The organism is Alloacidobacterium dinghuense (assembly GCF_014274465.1).
In the GTDB taxonomy this organism is placed as follows: domain Bacteria; phylum Acidobacteriota; class Terriglobia; order Terriglobales; family Acidobacteriaceae; genus Alloacidobacterium; species Alloacidobacterium dinghuense.
Window position 1 is genome coordinate 2,770,823 of sequence record NZ_CP060394.1, and the last position, 15,319, is coordinate 2,786,141.

Genomic DNA, 15,319 nt, shown 5'->3' on the forward strand with positions numbered 1-15,319 from the left:
TCAAACCGCCTATGGTTTTCCATAGCAAGATACCGAAAATTTCATCCCAAATACGCTAACCCTCGTCACACGTGTAATTTCGATCTTCACGAAATTCCGTATCTTACCCAAAATCAAGGGTATACTGGACAGCGGGGCATGTAAGCCATCGTAGGCTCGCGATGGCAGTTCAGTTGCATGGTATCGATTGCACACGCTCTATTCATTGAACCGCACACATGGAAAGGCCGCTACAAACCCGGATTACGGTTCTCCTCCTGGCGCTTTTCACAGTAGCTGCGACGGTTTTTGCGGCCTTTAATTTCATCCAGGAAAATAACTACCAGCTCCCGACTGACGGTGTCTGGTGGGTGGAGGCATCCGGCGGTCTCGAAGCCCAGCGCGTCCTGGCCAACAGCCCCGCCCAGAAGGCGGGTATCAAGACCGGCGACCTGATCGTCCAGGCAAATGACCATCCGCTGCCGCGGTACGCATCGCTGGTGCGGGAGATGGTGCGCACCGGCGCTTACGGTACTATCCGTTACTCGGTCATCCGCTCCGGGGTCCGGCTTCCCGAAGTGCCGCTGATTCTCGACCCCCTCGACCGCAGCAACAATCAGGGCTTCCGTCTCATCGCGCTGGTCTATCTCGGCATCGGTCTCTACGTCCTCTTCCGACGCTGGACGGCGCCGCACGCGACTCATTTCTACATCTTCTGCCTTGCGTCGTTCACGCTCTATGCCTTCAAATACACCGGCAAGCTGAACGCTCTTGACCAGGTCATTTTCTGGGGCAACATTATCGCCGGAGCCCTGCAGCCCGCGCTCTTCCTGCACTTTGCTGTGGCCTTTTCAGATAGCCGGCGCATTCACCGCTGGCTGATAGGTGTCGCGTATCTTCCGGCCTGCCTGGTGATCGGGCTGCAGGTCACCGCCATCCAGCTTTGGTCCGCAACTGCGCTGCTGCAGCACCGCCTTGACCAATTCACCATCGGCTACCAGGCCCTCTATTATGTTCTGGCCGCGATCATCTTCTTCGTCAACTATCAACGTGAGGACCAACCGCTGCGGCGCCAGCAACTTAAATGGCTCACGCGCGGAACTGTGCTGGCCATCGCGCCATTCACAATCCTCTATGCCATTCCGTTTCTGGCCGACGCGCAGATCCCGGACCTCCTGACCAAGGTAGCAGTCCTGGCCCTCGTCTTTCTGCCGCTGACCTTCAGCTGGGCCATCATCCGTTACCGGCTCATGGATACTGACCTCATCTTCAAGCGGGGTGTCTCCTACACGCTCGCAACGGCCGCTCTCGTGGCGCTGTATTTCGGGCTGGTCGCCCTTGCCGGTGAAGTTGTCCGCAATCGACTGCCCAGCTTCGGGCTCTGGGGACTCGTAGCCGCCATCATCATCACCGCCCAGCTCTTCGACCCCTTAAAGCGCGGCATCCAGGAATGGGTTGACCGCGCCTTCGATCGCAAACGCTTCGACTACCGCGAAACATTGATCGAGTTCGGACGCGGCCTCAGCTCTCAGACTGACCTCGATGCTCTGCTGAACTCCATCGTGGAGCGTCTGCCGCACACCCTGCTGGTTTCGCGCGTCGCAGTCATACTCACGGAGAAAACAGGCGAATACCGACTGGCAGCTGGTCATGGATTACAGCCATCCGTCCTCGATGGCAGCCAAGCGCTCAATCTCACTTTTCTTGATTTCGACCAGCCCGACGCCGGTTCGCACATCTTTCTTGAAAACCCGCAGCAGGCTCTGCATTTAACCGACAGCGAGCGCCGCACAACAGCACTGCTCGACCTGAACTACTATCTGCCCTGTCGCCTGCAAGACCGCACCATCGCAGTCATCGGACTTGGCCGCACCAGCGAAGGCGATTTCCTTTCGAGCGAGGACATGGAGCTGCTCGAATCGCTGGCCGGCTACATCGGCATCGCCATCCAGAACGCCCGCCTTTATCAGAGCCTCGAACAGAAGATCTCCGAATACGAACGCCTCAAGGAATTCAACGAGAATATCGTCGAATCAATCAACGTCGGTATCCTCGCCGTCGATCTCGAAGACCGCATCGAGAGTTGGAATGCGCAGATGGAGGTCTTCTGTGCTCTGCCGCGCCGTGAGGCTCTCGGCAAGCGCATTTCAGAAGTCTTTCCCCCAACCTTCATGCATGAGTTCCATCGCGTCAAGAACGATGCAGGCGTGCACAATCTCTACAAGTTCCGCCTGGAGATGCGCGAGGGTGAGGCCCGCACGGCCAATATCGCGATTGCGCCGCTCATCGCCCGCAATTTCCAAACCGTTGGCCGAATCATCCTTCTCGACGACATCACCGAGCGCACCGAACTCGAAGTGCAACTCAGCCAGGCCGAAAAGATGTCTTCGATCGGTCTCCTTGCCGCGGGAGTCGCGCACGAAGTCAACACACCGCTCGCAGTCATCTCGTCCTACACGCAGATGCTTGCGAAACAGCTGCGCGGTGACGAGCGGCTCTCTCCATTGCTGGAGAAAATTACTTCCCAGACATTTCGCGCCTCAGAGATCGTCAACAACCTGCTCAATTTTTCGCGCACCAGCAGCACGGAATTCCGCGAAACCGACCTGAATGCGATCATCCGCGAAACGCTCACCCTGTTGGAACATCAGTTCAAGACCGCACAGGTCAAAACTGAGCTTGCCCTCGGTGAAAAGCTTCCGCCAATCCTTGGCAACTCCGGCAAACTGCAGCAGGTCTTCCTCAATCTGTTTCTCAACGCCAAGGATGCGATGACAGGCGGGGGAACGCTGCGCATCGCCACCGAAGCCAACGGACTCATCGGCGTTTCCATCTCTGACAGTGGCTCCGGCATCGCGCCCGAGCACTTGCAGCGCATCTACGATCCGTTTTTCACCACCAAAGGCGCCCCCAAGCATGGCCAGCGCCGCGGTACCGGCCTTGGCCTCGCCGTTACTTACGGCATCATTCAGGAGCACGCCGGAAAAATTCACGTTGAAAGCCAGGTAGGAACAGGCACGACATTTCTCCTCGAATTCCCCATGTTAAGGAAACCAGCGCATGTCTGAAGGCACTCTTGCAGCACCGCCCTCTACAATGTCAACGCAATCGGAACGTGCGCACCGCATCCTGATCATCGATGATGAAGCCTCCATCCGCGAATCGCTGGAAACGCTGCTCACCATCGAAGGCTACGTTGTTGAGACCGCGCCCGAAGGCGAATCGGGCCTTGATCGGATCGACCGCTCCTCCTACGATCTCGTTCTGCTCGATCTCGCTCTTCCCGGCAAGAACGGCCTCGAAGTGCTGCAGCTCATCCGCGAGCGTAGCCCCGATCTGCCGGTCATCATGATCACCGCCTTCGGAACGGTAGACAACGTGGTTGAGGCTATCCGCACCGGCGCTCAGAACTTCGTTCAGAAGCCCTGGGACAACGAGAAGCTGCTGGCTGACATTCGCTCGGCCATTGCGCGCTATCACGCCGAAGAAGAGAACATCCAGCTCAAGCGTGCGCTCAAGCAGCGCTACAACTTTGAGAACATCGTCGGCAAGAGTGAAGCGATGCTGCGCATCTTCGACCTCGTCGCGCAGGTCGCGCCCAGCCGCTCCACCGTGCTCATCCAGGGCGAAAGCGGAACCGGCAAAGAGCTCATTGCCAAGGCGCTGCATGCAAATTCGCCACGCCGCGACAAGCCTTTTGTTCCGGTCAACACCGGGGCCATGCCGTCCGAGCTGCTCGAATCCACGCTCTTTGGCCATGTCAAAGGCGCATTTACATCAGCCATCGCCACTAAGAAAGGCCTCTTCGAAGTCGCCAACGGCGGTACGCTCTTTCTCGACGAAATCGCCACCATGGGCATGGACACGCAAGCGAAAATCCTGCGCGTTCTACAGGACAGGCGCTTCATGCAGCTTGGCGGCATTCAAGAAATTCAGGTCGATGTGCGCATTATTGCCGCCACCAACATCGATCTGCGCCACGCCGTTCGTGATGGCAAATTCCGCGAAGACCTCTACTACCGGCTCAACGTCATCACCGTCGATCTGCCACCGCTGCGCAGCCGCCGCGAAGACATTCCGCTGTTGGCCACCCACTTTCTCAAGCACTTCTCTGAGGAAAACACCCTGTCGCTGCGCTCGCTTTCATCCGACGCCATTCGCGCGCTCGTCGATTATGACTGGCCTGGCAACGTGCGCGAACTCGAAAACATCATCGAGCGCGGCGTCGTACTCTCATCCAGTCAGACCATCAACTCCGATCTTCTGCCCGGCCATCTCACCGGCCGGAGCTATTCTTCCAGCCTGCTTGAACACAACCCCAACGCATCCCTCTTCGACATCATCGAAGACATTGAGCGCCGCATCATTGTCGATAAGCTGGAACACTGCAACTGGAACCAGACCGAAGCCGCCGAGCAGTTCCGTATCCCGCTTTCGACGCTGAACCAGAAGATCAAGCGCCTCAATATCGAAATCAAAAAGCGAGTAAAGGAGTAAACGCGCCGAATCCCTTTCTCCTCGGCGCCATGCGAGACCATCGTCGAAGGGCTTGGTCCGTGTTACCCTCACCCTTGTGAGTCACAATTCTTCTTGTCGCATCTAGGCGAATAAACTGGACAATGGCCGCTATCGCTACGCTTGATCGGGCAGCAAAAAAAGGTGTCAGCGCGGTGCAGCAATATGCGCTGATCTCAGGTCGCGCACTCGGCAATCTCTTTCACCGGCCGTTCTACGGTGCCGACATCATCACACAAGCGGACATCATCGGTGTCGGCTCGATTCCCATTGTCATCCTGACGGGCTTTTTTACTGGAGGTGTGCTGGCGCTGCAATCCGCCTCTACGCTCGCCCAGTTTGGCGCAGCCGCGGTCACAGGACAGCTCGTCGCCCTTTCCATGATCAAGGAGCTCGGCCCGGTGCTCACCAGCCTCATGGTCTCCGGACGCAACGCCTCCGGCATGGCCAGCGAACTCGGCTCAATGATGGTAACCGAACAGATCGACGCGATGCGCGCTCTCGGTACCGATCCGCTCAAGAAGCTGGTGATGCCGCGCATCACCGCTACCGTCATCATGCTCTTCTTCCTCACCATCATCTCTGACGCCATCGGCATCCTCGGCGGAGCCGCTGTCTCCGTCTTCCTGCTCAGTCAGGACGGATCGCAGTACTTCCACACTGCCTATCAGTCGCTTCGCTACGCCGACATCGTCCAGGGATTAGCCAAGCCGCTTTTCTTCGGACTCATCATTTCTACCATCGGTTGCTATTACGGAATGACAACCCGAGGTGGCACACAGGGCGTCGGCCGTTCGACAACGCAGGCCGTTGTCGTCTCCTCTGTTCTGATCATCGCCTCAGACTTCATCATCAGCCGCTTCATGATTGGCATCTTCGGCAGGTGATCCACGCATGAGCCAGGCCGCCCTTGCCCCCGAACTCAAGCAGCCTTCATCAGACGAGCCTGTCGTCGTCTTTGAGAATGTCACCATCGGCTTCGAAAACAAGCCGGTGCTCAATAACATTTCGTTCACCGTAAAGCCGGGCGAAACGCGTATCCTGCTCGGACCCGCCGGCGTCGGCAAGAGCGTTCTTCTCAAAATGACAGATGGATTGTTTCGCCCGGACTCGGGCCGCATCTTTGTCTTCGGGGAAGAAGTGAGCGCCATGCCCGAAGAGCAGCTCTTCGCCCTGCGCGCCCGCATCGGCATCGTTTTCCAGGAGGGCGCGCTCTTTGATTCGCTCACAGTCCGCGACAACGTCGGCTACCGTCTCATGGAGGAGCACAGAGCCGACGACGAAATCGATCAGCGCGTGCTCGAGGCTCTGCGCTTCGTCGAACTCGAACACACGATCCACAAGTTTCCATCCGAGCTTTCCGGAGGCATGCGTCGCCGCGTCGCCATTGCCCGCGCCATCATCACCAAGCCCGACCTGCTTCTCTACGATTCACCCACCGGCGGCCTCGACCCCATCACATCCACCACCATCATTGAACTCGTCATCAAGCAGCGCGATGTCTACCACACCAGTTCCCTGCTGGTGACGCACCGCCTCCAGGATGCCTTCGTGCTTGCCTCGCACCATTTCAACCTCGAAGCCAACAAGATGGAGCCGCTCCCCGAAGGCCAGTCCGATCCTCAGACCAGCTTTCTCGTTCTCAACGAAGGCAGGCTCGTCTTCGACGGATCAACCCACGACCTCGTTCATTCCGACGACCCATTCCTGAAGGAATATCTAACCTAAGCAAGAGAATCAGCTTTCCAGCGAGAGAGCATTCTTTATGATCCGGGGGAGTAAACGCGCAACTTGGTCGACGCCACCACAACCCTCGCTCAGCGCGTCAAAGAATTCAAATGAAGTCAGTGCATGGAGCGTGGCGACGCGCTGCTCCTTATCCATATGTTTGTCCGCTCCATCGCGTCTGCCTTGTCGATCCAGCATGTCGATCACTCGAATCGCTGCAAACCTGCGCCGCTGGTTGCGTGCTTCTACAACCGCTCCGAATTCCGGATCAATAGCCGCAATCCCATGCACGCGACGGATCAGGATCCGGTCCCTGCTCCAGAAGCTGCTGAATATCTCTACAAAGCCACCCAGCATCAATTCCGGATTCGCCGCCATCATCACATTCCGCATGCGCTCCATGCCGCCTTCGAGAGCAATCTGGTCAAAGAGCGCTTCCAGCAAACCCGTCTTGCTGGCAAACAGGTTGTAGATCGTCTGCCGCGTGACGCCGCTGGCTTGTGCAAGCCGGTCCAGCGTCAGACCGGTAAAACCTTTCGCTTCCAACTGTTTCCGCAGTTCCGCCAGTACCGTCGCGCGCTTTTGATCAGACAGCTCAAGGCGTTTGCCCAGAGAATAGGGCCTCTTGCAGGCAGCTTCTTTCTTTCTCGCCACGGCTGTCATCATAGCTTGCAAAGATTAACTTTACAACATGTAAAATTAACTTGTATCATGCCCCTTAGATCGGAGGAACAGATGCCGGCTCACCTCGATTCCGCAGAGAACCCAACCATCCTGATTCAGAAAGAAGCATTCCCCCGCGTGTTGCGCGTTGGCTTCTGGATGTGCGTCGTGATCGCAGTCGCCGTCGTGATCCGCCGCATTGTCGTGCTTCTGAATCCGCCGCAATCGCCTCCTCCGCAAATGGCTGGCCTCGATCAGTCTTTTGCTTCCCATACTGCGTTGACGCTGGCGCACATTCTGCCGGCACTCGCTTTCGTTCTTCTGTTGCCCTTTATCTACTTCAGCCGTTTTGCGCGCGCTCTTTGGATTGAGCGGCTCCTCTTTGCGCTCGGTGCGATCGTGGGCATCACCGCGTATGCCATGAGCACCTATGCCATCGGTGGATGGACGGAGCGCTCAGCAGTCTACTTCTTCAACAGCCTTTTCCTCTATTCGCTCTTTCGCGCATGGCAATATCGGCGTACCGGCGCTCTCCACCTCAAGCAGCAGTGGCTCACCCGTGCCGTAGCAGTTCTTCTAGGCATAGCAACAACACGCCCGGTGATGGGCGTCCTCTTCGCCACCAGCACTCTCACACATCTCAAGCCACAACAATTTTTCGGTATTGCCTTCTGGATAGGGTTCTCGATCAACACCATTGCGATCGAGCTGTGGTTGCGCTCCAGGAAACACCCATTCCAATTCGAAACGACGGCGGTGCATTCGTAGCCAATGCCGGCCCTGAACGAACCATGACGACACAACAAGCTGCAAAGCGCCATCAGGGCCACACCTTGCGCTACTCGCAATTCTTTACACCTTGCTTTTCAACGCCGGCCTCTATCCGGTTACGGCCATGGCAGGCAAGCCCTACTCGCCCGGAGCATAGGAACCAGTCAGCACTATCGTTTCCTACTTCCAGACGCATCATACGCAAATACTCACCTGCCTCTTTCTGCAGTTCGGCGCCATTGGCTGCCTCGGGCTGTTCACCGCCGAAGCCGTCAGCCAGATGAGATTTCTCGGCGTGCACTCTGCGGGGCCGTGGATCGCTCTTGTCAGCGGATTTCTCCGGTAATCGTGTTCTTGCCATCGTTGATGACAACCGTGGGATTCACGAAATTGCCGTTTTCGTCGCTGTGGCCAACACGGAGTTCCGTAATCTGGCCTGCGCCGCCACTGTTGGGATTCTCATGGCAACTGACGCACGCGGTCGCGTTGTATACCGGACCCAGTCCAGTCTGCACGGAATGGTTTGCCTCATAGACTTGCTGGTCGAGAGCGAAGCTATCCCCCGGGGGCTCGGCAATTCCGTTGCTGACGCTTTGAGCGCCATTGAAACTGGGAGTATTGAAGCCCGCCGGCGCGTCTTTGGCGGACTCCTGACTGATTCCAGCAAGGCCAATAGCCAATCTTATAACCACTGCCAATAGGCATCCTTGCAGGATGACCTTACGTCGAGACATGGGTGCTCCTCCTCATGCAAGGGACTCCCTGACCCTTCCCGAGAAGAGAGGCGGGGTCCTGTACTCTCGCTAACTGCCATGACCGTCGAATTATTCCGGCATCGAGTAATTTTTCTTCAGCATTGAAAAGGGATCACCGATCGAGGCTCACGAACAACAGAACCTGTCTGATTTTTTCAAAGCTCAAGGAATAAATCGTGCTTATCTCAGTTCTCCTCGATGAACAGCAACACTCATCCGAGGGAATGAAAAGAAACGTGAAAAAGCCCGACATAGAAACTCCTAGTTCTTATCAATCTTCAGCGTCATCCGACGGCATTGATCGCCGCGGTTTTCTCAAGTGCATGGCATGGGCCGGAACCGGAGTCGTATGGAGCTTCATCGGAGGCGTCCCAGTCTCGCGCGTCTTTGGCGCAGCGACGCATCCGAAAAAACAAGAAGACTTCACTTTTGTCCAGATCAGCGACAGTCACATCGGCTTTAACAAGCCTGCAAACGCGGATGTCACCGGCACGCTCCAGGCTGCAGTGGACAAAATCCTTGCAATTCCCAGTTCGCCGGATTTCCTGATCCACACAGGCGACTTGACGCACTCATCCAAGCCAAGCGAATTCGACACGATGGATCAAGTGCTGGCGGGAGCAAAGAGGCAAGTGTTTTACGTTCCCGGCGAACACGATACTTCTGTTGACGATGGAAAGTCTTATCTCGAACGCTATGGCAAAGGCACATCGGGAAACGGATGGTACAGCTTCGATCACAAGGGCGTGCATTTTATCGGTCTGGTGAATGTAGTTCAGTTGGAAGGTATGGGAAAACTCGGTCAGGCGCAGCTCGACTGGCTGAAACAGGACCTGACCCAACAAAAGAACAGCACGCCGATTGTCCTCTTTGCGCATATTCCGCTCTGGGCTGTTTATCCAGACTGGGGATGGGGCACATCGGACAGTGCACAAGCTCTATCTTTCCTCAAAAGATTCGGATCGGTCACCGTGTTGAACGGCCACATTCATCAGGTGATGCAAAAGGTAGAGGGCAACGCGACATTCCACACCGCAATGTCAACCGCTTTTCCCCAACCCGCCCCCGGCGCTGCGCCGTCACCTGGCCCAATGAAGGTGCCTGCAGAAAAGCTGCGCGGCGTGCTCGGAATCACAGAAGTGCACTTCATGGCGCAGCGGCGCCAACTGGCCGTTGTCGACGCATCGCTGTCTGATGAAGCGGCAGTCTCTTCTTCTTCAGAGCTTGTATGACGTAAAGAGTCAGATATCGGAGAAGAAATGATGAGACACAGGCTAGTACAGACATCGACGGCGCAACTACAGCGATCCGCCGCCCGTTTTTCCGGTTGGATGCACTCAGCGTTCATGGTCAGCTTCAGCGGAGGCGTCCTGATATTGGCAGCGCTGATCGCTTTTCCCCGCATCAGCCGCGCGGACGGTGATTCCGATCGCGGCAAGCAGCTTTTTGAGAAACGTTGCACCGGGTGTCATTCGCTGGACCAGGACAAGGAGGGGCCAGGCTTCGAGGAGTTTATGGAAGGCAGGCAGGTAAAGTTCCCGGCTTCAAGTATTCCGCCGCGTTACAATCGTCGGTTGTAACCTGGGACGACGCTTCTCTCGACAAGTGGCTGACAGATCCCGACTCACTCATCCCGGATAATGATATGGCCTTCCGGATTGTTAAGCCCGATGAGCGCGCGGACATCATCAGGTTCTTGAAAGCTGTTTCAATGAATTAGACTGCCGGTGGCGTTCATGAAGGCGCAATGAATGGACACAGAGTTTTTTGAGCAGCTGGCACTACCGTTGTTCGACTCGCTGTATAACCTCGCCCACTGGTTGACAGGCAATCGCGCCGAAGCCGAAGACCTGGTGCAGGAGACATATACGAAGGCACTCCGCGGGTTCAAGTCGTTTCAGGAAGGCACGAATATCCGCGCATGGATGTTCCGTATTCTGCGCAACACGTTCCTGACCTCGCGAAGCGGCCTGATGGCGCGAAATACCTCGTGGCTCGAAGACGAAGACACGGATATGGATCTCACGATCGCACACACGGATACTCCCGAAGCCTTGCTGTTGCGGCAAGAGAATCAGCAAACAATCGTGGACGCATTGGAGAGCTTACCCGCGCAATTTCGTGAGATCATTCTGCTCTGCGAAGTGGAAGAATTTTCCTACCGGGAGATTGCCGAAATACTTTCTTTGCCAATCGGCACGGTAATGTCACGCCTCTACCGGGCCAAACACGCGCTGCGCCATGCACTCAAGGCGCCTCGGAGGGCTCAGCATGCACTGTGATCAGGATGGCGCAATGCTCGTGCAGTATCTGGACGGCGAACTTTCGGCGGATCAGGCAAGCGCTCTTCAGCAACACATTGGCGAATGCCCTCGCTGCGCCGCAGAGGTTTCGGAGTTGATAGGTCTCAAGCACAGCCTGCGGGCTGCGCGATCCCGCTTTACTCCCACAATTGAGTTCCGGCGAAAGATAGAACGACAGATCGCAAAACCGCGGCACAACTGGTGGAGGACGCGCTTCGTATCAGCACTAGCGACAGCAGCCGTCTTTCTTGTGATCGCCGCCGTCCTTTGGATGCAGCGTTCTCGTCACACGGACTCACTCGGTGAGGTGGCCGACCTGCACGTCGAGGCCCTCGCGAGTGCAAACCCTGTTGATGTGGTTTCAACCGACCGCCATACAGTCAAGCCCTGGTTTCAAAGTAAGATTCCTTTCAGCTTCAACATTCCCGAGCTGACTGGCACTGAGTTTAGTCTCCTCGGGGGAAGACTCGTCTATCTTCATCAACAACCCGGAGCACAGCTGATCTTCAATCTACGCAAGCACGAGATATCCGTGCTGATCTTTCAGAAGACAACAGAGATTTCAAATGCGCTGCCCGCCGGAAGCCGGACCGAAAAACGCAACTCCTTCACAGTGGCAACCGAAGATTCGCAGCAATTGCGGTTCGTAATCATCGGTGATGCGGACGCGAACGAGATGCAGAAGTTGGCTCAGTTGATCAAGATTGCGAACGAATAGTTTCGGGGAAAGACTCGATATTTCCATAGCCATGCTCGGCCATCATTATCGCTCGCTGCCGATATAAGTCGGGACCCAACGGAGTGCAGGCTGCAAGACCACCCAGAGATGTGCCGCCTCTTTGCTTGATGGAAGACCGCGAGTTTGGAGAGTAATCTAGCGAAGTGCCACAGGTCACGTCGGCGCCCATTCAATATGAACCATTCCGGGGGGATAATCCGATGCGCGCCCTTGTGTACACCGCGGTAAGAGTAGTAGAGATGCAGGAGCGCGAGCGACCGCAGCCTCTCCCGGGTGAGTCTGTGATTGCGATAGAAGCAGCAGGTATCTGTGGCTCTGACATGTCAGGTTTTCTGGGGCACAGCCGCCGCCGCGTTCCTCCTCTGGTGCTGGGCCATGAACTCGTTGGCAGGCTCAACGATGGCCGGAGAGTTGTGGCAAACCCTCTTGTAAGCTGCCGGAGATGCAGCGCCTGCCTGAGCGGTGCACTGAATCTCTGTTCTTCCTGGAGGCTCCTTGGGATGGATCAGATACCGGGATGTTTTGCTGAGTTCGTATCCGTTCCAATGGATCAGCTTTACGAGATTCCTGAAGCGATGCCTACCGTTCGCGCAGTGCTGGTCGAGCCTCTGGCGAATATCGTCCATTTGTTCCGGCTCGCATCTCCGCAGCCGTTCTTCCGTCTGGGAATCGTGGGTGCGGGAACAATGGGCGCGCTTGCGTTGCTCACTGCAAATCGAATCGGCGTGCGCGAGGTGCTTATCCAGGACGTCAATGATGCGCGATTGGCCGCGATGCGCGACATGGGTGCAACCTTGGCTGTGAATGTAGCGACCGCCGAGGGCCGTGATGAAGCTCGCCGTTTTGCTGGAGCAGGTTTCGATCTCGTCCTCGATGCGAGCGGCTCCTCACCTGCCCGGCAAGCGGCATTCGACCTTTGCCGTCCCGGTGGACAGGTTGTTCTCCTGGGAATGGCGGAGGAAAGGAGTGAGATTGATTTTGTTGCCAGCATTCGCAAAGAGCATCGGGTGACAATGTCGTTCGCGTATACTCCGCTGGATTTCGAGCGCTCCCTCACTCTGTTGAAAGCCGGCGAGATCGATCTGACTTCGTGGACCAGAGTGTTGCCACTTGAAGAGGGCCAGCAGGCTTTCAACACGATCACGCAGTCTCCGGGGGGAACTCTCAAGATGGTGTTGCAGGTCTCATAGCGTTTTGGATTTTTTCTTGTGGCCCAGGTTGCGCTCCCTTCCCCACGCATGGAACAGATGGTCTATAGCTTCTCCCCCTGGATCGAGGCGGATTTGTATACTGCGCATGGCAGCCGAACGGACTGAACGAGAGCAGCCAGTTTTTCCAGTCGTCAAGATCGATCATCAGCATTCGCTAGAGGCCAGTCGAGAAAGGAGTGGGAATGCGCCATCCGGTTGTCCCGGTAATGCTCGCCATGGTCTTTGCTCTCGTGACAACCGCAACGGGGCAGGAAGAGCCGAGCGGCGGTCAGAATACAGCGCAGCACCAGAGCATGACGCCAGAACAACGGGCCGCCAGCACACGCGCTCTTTTGGGCCTTGGTCCAGAGCCAGATAAAGCGGCCGCTGCACGCGGAGCGCCGCTTTACCAGAAGAACTGTGCGTTTTGCCACGGTCCACAGGCACGCGGCGCCACGGGCCCCAGCCTGATCACCTCGGACGAAGTGCTCAACGACGACCATGGGGAGCGATTGACCCCATTCCTGCAGAAGGGACGCCCGGAAAGCGGGATGCCGGCCTTTGCCACGTTGCCGCTCGATCAGCTGAGGGACATTTCTGAGTTTCTGCATTTGCAGGTTGAGGAGGTCGCGAATCGCGGGACGTATCATGTGCTGAACATTGTGGTTGGAAATGCTCCGAAAGGTCAGGCGTATGTGGCGGCTCGCTGCATGTCGTGCCATACAGGGGATACATTTGCGCATATTGGCAGTAAGTTCCGCTCTGCCGAGCAGCTGCAGCATGAGTGGATCTGGCCGACGCGTGCTGGAAGCAGTACGCGGGCAGCCACAGCAACTGTGAAGACGCTGGATGGCGCTACCATAACCGGGCGGGCTACACAGATAAGCGATTTTCGCATCACGCTGGTAGACAGCGCGGGGCAAACGCGTGTCGTCAATCTGGAACCTGGAGCTGAGGTGCAGATCAAGGATCCGCTTGCAGCGCATCAGGAAATGATTATGACGCTGACAAACGATGATATGCACAACGTCACGGCTTACCTAGCGACGCTGAAATGAAATTAGCCAGCGGAGCTTGCGCGGCAATCGCAACTGCAGCCTTGGCTGGTGCGAGCCCCGCTGTACCGCATGTTTCGCTCGACCCGAACGCAATCGGCAAAGCACCTATCACCAGCTGGACCACCTTCAACGGCGATTACAGTGGTCAGCGCTACAGCACGCTTACACAGATCGCGCCCGCCAATGTAAATCAGCTCGCCCAGCAATGGGTTTTCAAGATCACGGGAGTTGGGGCGCAGCGAGGCGCACCCGTTCCCGTGATCAAGTGCACGCCGCTTTTGGTCGACGGCGTAATCTACATCACCATTCCGGATCATGTGTGGGCGCTGGATGTGCGGACTGGAAGCCCCCTGTGGCGCTACGACTGGGTCGATCATGGTGGCCATCTCGTGGGGCAGCGCGGGGTAGGGATCTGGAGGTCGACGGTTTTTTTCCTCACCCCGGATAACTGGCTCATCGCGCTGAATGCAAATACAGGGCGGGAACTGTGGAGGAGGAATTATGCCGACGCGCGCAAACAGTATTTCTCGACGTCGGCGCCTCTTATCGTCAAGAACCACGTAATTGTCGGGGTCGGCGGGGATGCGATGGACATGCCCGGATTCCTCGATTCATTCGATCCTGAAACGGGCGATCTGCAATGGACCTGGTGGTCGACGCCACGCAATGGCGATCCGGCGCTGAAGACGTGGCCGAATGAGGCGACATCGGACCACGGCGGTGGCATGACGTGGATGCCGGGAACTTACGATCCGGAACTAAATCTGCTCTACTGGCCAACTGGGAATACTAATCCAGTGTTTGCTGGGCAGGGGCGTCCAGGTGCCAATCTATGGACGGAAGCGATCGTCGCGCTCGATTTGGATACAGGGAAATTGAAGTGGTATTTCCAGGTTTCGCCCCACGACACGCATGATTTCGACAATACGACGGCTCCGATTCTCTTTGATCAGGTTGTGGACGGGAAGCCGCGCAAGTTGGTCGCGCAGGCAGCTCGGAACGGCTTCTTTATAACGCTTGATCGAGTTACAGGCAAATATCTTGTGGTGAAGCCGTATGTGCCTCTGGACTATTACTCAGGCCTTTCGCAGGAGGGGGAACCTATCCCGTTTCCCGATAAGGATCCTACGGTCGGCGGTTCCATCAACATCGTGAATGCGTCAAACTGGCCGGCCCCTGCGTACAATCCGCAAACCGGCTTGGTCTATGTCAACTCAGTCGAAGGAAAGGCTATTTACTACCTGACCGATGACAGCAAAGAACCGTCAGGTTATGGAGGCACGGGTATGAGCATTGGCTATTCGCAGCGCGTGCTGCAGGCGATCGATCCGCTTACAGGCAATGCAGTGTGGAAGCATGCGTATCCGAACCTGAATAATGCACCGACCACAGTTGGTCCGAGCATTCTGACGACCGCAAGCAATCTGCTTGTTACCGGTGACGACCAGAAGAATGTGATCATCTACAGTGCCGATAAAGGTGATGTGCTTTGGCATCACGAAGTTGGCGCCAATGAATCGGGTGGGGTGATTACCTACATTCTGGATGGAAAACAATATGTTTTGTTCGGAGCAGGTGACAGCCTCTACGCCTGGAGCCTGCCTCAATGAAGGCCAAT

14 protein-coding genes are annotated in these 15,319 nt (G+C 56.6%); 12 read left to right on the forward strand and 2 right to left on the reverse strand.

Features of this window, described 5'->3' with window-relative positions; genetic code table 11:
* Positions 1–218: 218 nt before the first annotated feature.
* The 4 genes from H7849_RS11245 to H7849_RS11260 all read left to right on the forward strand — a co-directional run bounded on the left by H7849_RS11245 (position 219) and on the right by H7849_RS11260 (position 6,222).
* Positions 219–3,047 (forward strand): ATP-binding protein, encoded by a 2,829-nt coding sequence (locus tag H7849_RS11245; RefSeq protein ID WP_186746560.1) that lies wholly within the window; start codon positions 219–221, stop codon positions 3,045–3,047.
* On the forward strand, positions 3,040–4,476 hold the full coding sequence (locus H7849_RS11250) for a sigma-54-dependent transcriptional regulator (RefSeq protein ID WP_186746562.1): 1,437 nt from the start codon (positions 3,040–3,042) through the stop codon (positions 4,474–4,476). The genes H7849_RS11245 and H7849_RS11250 overlap by 8 nt, the downstream gene beginning before the upstream one ends.
* A gap of 122 nt (positions 4,477–4,598) precedes the next feature.
* Complete coding sequence (locus H7849_RS11255; protein ID WP_186746564.1) at positions 4,599–5,381, forward strand: MlaE family ABC transporter permease; 783 nt, start codon at positions 4,599–4,601, stop codon at positions 5,379–5,381.
* 7 nt (positions 5,382–5,388) lie between these two features.
* Entirely contained in the window at positions 5,389–6,222 is an 834-nt protein-coding gene (locus H7849_RS11260; protein ID WP_186746566.1) for an ABC transporter ATP-binding protein, read from the forward strand.
* Between the two features lie 9 nt (positions 6,223–6,231).
* On the opposite strand, the gene H7849_RS11265 is transcribed toward H7849_RS11260, so the two are convergent.
* A complete protein-coding gene (locus H7849_RS11265) occupies positions 6,232–6,876 on the reverse strand; it encodes a TetR/AcrR family transcriptional regulator (RefSeq protein ID WP_186746568.1) in 645 nt (214 codons plus the stop codon).
* A gap of 81 nt (positions 6,877–6,957) precedes the next feature.
* On the opposite strand from H7849_RS11265, the gene H7849_RS11270 reads away from it, so the two are divergent.
* Positions 6,958–7,653 carry a DUF2306 domain-containing protein gene (locus tag H7849_RS11270; RefSeq protein ID WP_186746569.1) on the forward strand — a complete coding sequence of 232 codons (696 nt, stop codon included), beginning with the start codon at positions 6,958–6,960 and terminating at the stop codon, positions 7,651–7,653.
* Positions 7,654–7,982: 329 nt separating this feature from the next.
* Here the strand turns inward: H7849_RS11270 and H7849_RS11275 are convergent, their stop codons facing one another.
* Positions 7,983–8,390, reverse strand: a complete 408-nt coding sequence (locus H7849_RS11275; protein ID WP_186746571.1) for a di-heme oxidoredictase family protein — start codon at positions 8,388–8,390, stop codon at positions 7,983–7,985.
* Positions 8,391–8,647: 257 nt separating this feature from the next.
* On the opposite strand from H7849_RS11275, the gene H7849_RS11280 reads away from it, so the two are divergent.
* The 7 genes from H7849_RS11280 (at position 8,648) to H7849_RS11310 (ending at position 15,311) form a co-directional block, all read left to right on the forward strand.
* On the forward strand, positions 8,648–9,643 hold the full coding sequence (locus tag H7849_RS11280) for a metallophosphoesterase family protein (protein WP_251106750.1): 996 nt from the start codon (positions 8,648–8,650) through the stop codon (positions 9,641–9,643).
* Between the two features lie 27 nt (positions 9,644–9,670).
* Positions 9,671–9,991: a c-type cytochrome gene (locus tag H7849_RS11285; RefSeq protein ID WP_186746572.1), complete on the forward strand. Its 321-nt coding sequence runs from the start codon at positions 9,671–9,673 to the stop codon at positions 9,989–9,991.
* Positions 9,992–10,162: 171 nt separating this feature from the next.
* Complete coding sequence (locus tag H7849_RS11290) at positions 10,163–10,693, forward strand: sigma-70 family RNA polymerase sigma factor (RefSeq protein ID WP_186746573.1); 531 nt, start codon at positions 10,163–10,165, stop codon at positions 10,691–10,693.
* Positions 10,683–11,432: an anti-sigma factor family protein gene (locus tag H7849_RS11295; RefSeq protein ID WP_186746574.1), complete on the forward strand. Its 750-nt coding sequence runs from the start codon at positions 10,683–10,685 to the stop codon at positions 11,430–11,432. The genes H7849_RS11290 and H7849_RS11295 overlap by 11 nt, the downstream gene beginning before the upstream one ends.
* A gap of 221 nt (positions 11,433–11,653) precedes the next feature.
* Positions 11,654–12,643, forward strand: coding sequence for a zinc-dependent alcohol dehydrogenase (locus H7849_RS11300; RefSeq protein ID WP_186746575.1), 990 nt, complete (start codon positions 11,654–11,656; stop codon positions 12,641–12,643).
* Between the two features lie 203 nt (positions 12,644–12,846).
* Positions 12,847–13,701, forward strand: coding sequence for a c-type cytochrome (locus tag H7849_RS11305; protein ID WP_186746576.1), 855 nt, complete (start codon positions 12,847–12,849; stop codon positions 13,699–13,701).
* Positions 13,698–15,311, forward strand: a complete 1,614-nt coding sequence (locus H7849_RS11310) for an acido-empty-quinoprotein group A (RefSeq protein ID WP_186746577.1) — start codon at positions 13,698–13,700, stop codon at positions 15,309–15,311. Before H7849_RS11305 ends, H7849_RS11310 begins: the two co-directional genes overlap by 4 nt.
* The last annotated feature ends 8 nt before the right edge of the window (positions 15,312–15,319 follow it).